The 3,006-nt window shown below is 67.9% G+C and carries 1 protein-coding gene; it reads right to left on the bottom strand.

Annotated elements, in window-relative coordinates; translation table 11 throughout:
- Positions 1 to 2,822 (bottom strand): hypothetical protein (locus tag VIM19_20355; GenBank protein ID HEY5187188.1); only part of this gene is annotated, 2,822 nt, incomplete at its 3' end.
- Between the last annotated feature and the right edge of the window lie 184 nt (positions 2,823 to 3,006).

Raw genomic sequence — 3,006 nt, 5'->3', positions numbered from 1 at the left:
CGGCCGTCGTGCTCGAAGTCGGTCAGCTTCTCCAGGGCGCCCTCGGCGATGAGGTTGCGGGCGTCCCGCTCGTCCGGGGTCATCCGCGAGAACAGCTCCGGCACGAGCAGGGAGAAGTCGTGGTCTACCCGCACGTGCGGCCCGACGTATCCGGCTGCGGACACCCAGCCGTCGTAGCCGGTGAGCGCGTAGGACAGCACCGAGGCGTTCAGGTCGATGATGGCCGGCATGGCGTTGAAGGGGCCCTTGGTTAGCGCGCCCTCGGAGCCAGCCCCGGTCGTGGAGGGGGACTTACCTGTCATCGACGAGATGAACTCCATGAACAGCTCGGGCACCTCCATGTAATGCAGCGGGCTGTACGGGCACAGCGGCGGCACCGGCCCGTCGGGGGGGTTGTTCCGCCGCCCAGCGGCGACCACCTCCACCGGCAACAGCAGCGGCGCACCAGACGGCAGCCGGCGAACCAGGCGCGCGGACAGCTCCGCCACTGCAGTGGCCCTGGCATGGGTGCGGTCCGGTCGCTGCTGCAGGTAGCGCGGGTTCTTCGAGGGCTTGCCCTCCACCAGCCGCGGGTTGGCCGAGCTCACGAAGTACGCCGGGCCGTCACCCTCGGTCGTGTCGGCGAATCGGCTGATCATCTCCGCCATCGGCTCGCTGAAGGCGCTGAAGGCCACGGCATCGTCGCGCATCGCGATGGCATCGGCCCGGGTCAAAGGCTCGAAGTTCGACAGGAACGTCCCGGGGGCGGCGATGTCGCGCTCGGCCTGCTTATCGTACCCCCGGTGGATGGCGTCGTCGGGGCGCTGGAACAGCAGGTCCTCGCAATTCTCTACGAGCTTGTACGAACGCGCCGCATCCATTCCCAGTTGGCCGCCCGGGACGACCGTCGAGGCGGTGATGTCGTCCTGGGTCTGCACCTTCACCGCCGGTGAGAAGTCGTGGCGAAGGCTGAACAGGCGCCAGGATGCGTCGGCGTTGTAGCCGACCCGCAGCATGCTGATGGTGATCCTGTTGCCGTCCAGTCGCAGACTGTTGCCCTGGCGACCGTCGATGGCCGCAACGCTGAAGTGACTGCGCCAGTCGTTCCCCCATTCCGGGCGGTAGGAGCGCTGGACCACGTAGACCAGCTCCTTGATGTAGGGCGGGATGCGGTCCAGCCAGGCGTTGTAATCGGCGTGATACTCCGACCGAGACGGGGTGAGCAGCTTGATCACCGACCCGATCGAGCGTTCCTCGGACAGGATCGGCCGGTCGTCCTGGTCGTTCCTCGCCGGGTCGAGGAAGCGTCTGGAGAAGTCCCGGTCGAGGATCGCGGCGACCGAGTCCATGTCGGTGTCGAAGTCCGCGACGAACTCAGACCCGAAGATGAACGCATCGGTGATGGCCTTGGAGATCTCCGACTTGCCGCCACCGGAGACCGTCGCCGGCTTGTGGCACGACGTGGCGTTGGGCACGGTGCCGATCAGGCTCCACGCCGTCCGGTCGTAGGGCTGCTGGGCGATCCCGACGCGGTAACCGTTCGGGCTCAGGTAGACCTGGTCGGCGCGCAGGGGGATCGATTGACGCTGGCCGTCGGCGCCAGACCAGGAGACGGTCATGGCGCGCAGCGAGTAGTGCGGGCAGGCCGGCACCAGCACGATGTGCGGCTGCTGCAGGTCGAGGGCATGTCCCTGCGGCTGGGACACGAACCGCCCCGGATCGCGTTCGAGGACCTCAGCCAGGTTATAGGAGTCACCGGAGGAGGTCTCCGTGTACTCCTGGCCCAGGTTGTAGCTGGCGAAGACCAGTGCGCCACCGGCGTGCTCCTCCTCGGCGTTGCCGAACAGGTTCGCCGAGTAGGAGATCTGGGTCTTGACCTCCTTCTTGCAGTAGCCGAAGTAGGTGTCGGCGATCACCGTCACGATCACGCCACGAGTGTCCCGGGCACAGATCTTGAAGGCGCGCCCGCCGTTGTACAGCTCGTCCTCCTGCTCCCAGCACACCCCGTCGTGCTTCTGCCGGTCGGTCGCCTGGCTCACGTGGGGCAGCCCGAGCTCCTTCTTCGTCAGCCGGGTCAGGTGCGGGGCGAGGATGACGCAGCCGGTGTGGCCGGTCCAGGTCTCCGGGGCCAGGGACGCGTCGTTCTCGGGCAGGTAGGGGTCGCCCCCATTGCCGAAGATGCCCTCCACGAAGTCGAGGTTGGCGACCATGCCACCGGGCACGATGAAGCGGGTCTCCATCCGCTTCTCGCGCACCGAGCCGGGTGCCTCTGGGGACACCAGCGGGCGAAGGTGCAACGAGACGAAGCAGGCCGCCGGCTGCAGCTGGTTGGCCGTGTAGGGCAAGACCTTGTCGATCTCCGGCGGCTCGAACGCGACGGCCAGCAGCCGGGCGAACGCCACCTTGGGCACGGCGATCTTGTCATCCGGGATGGGGAGTCCGCCCTCGGCGATGTGGAAGACCCCCGCGGTGGTCCGGCGATCGTTGGCCGGATTGTGCAGCACGCCGTTGACGAGCCGGTAGCTGCTCAGCAGCGGCGAGGTGAAGCTGTCGCCGTCGAAGGGCAGGGCAAGGTCGCGGGCCAGGCCCGGCTCATCCAGCACCAGGGTTCGCCGCGGAAGCTCGGGGCGCTCACCGGTCTCGGCCAGGTAGTCGTCGAGGAATGCCTGGATTCGCCCGTCAGCCGCGCACAACCGGTCGGACAGCCGGCGGCTGAGCTCCCGTTGGCGCGCGAGGATCGGGCGCGCGAGCCTGGCCGACTCGGTGTCTTCGAACCCTTCGGGCAGGGGCAGCCCGAGTTGGGCCAGACGGAGGTTGATTGCAGCGTTCTGGATATGGGGCACATGTGATTGTGTGCCTTCCCGATCGAGGTTGGTTGGGTCGGGGGCTGGCGCGGTGACGCTGATGCGTTCCGTTTCCAGCCCCCGCCCGTCGAACCGTGCATGCGGTTCTCCCGCACACGGCTCACCGACGCCCTTCACCGGCGGTGTTCGACCGGAGCCCGCCAGGCCCGGTTGGGCCTGGGTG

This window comes from Actinomycetes bacterium (genome assembly GCA_036510875.1).
Taxonomy (GTDB): Bacteria; Actinomycetota; Actinomycetes; order Prado026; family Prado026; genus DATCDE01.
The sequence above is the reverse complement of the archived record's forward strand: the minus strand, read 5'-3'. Positions and strand labels throughout refer to the sequence as shown.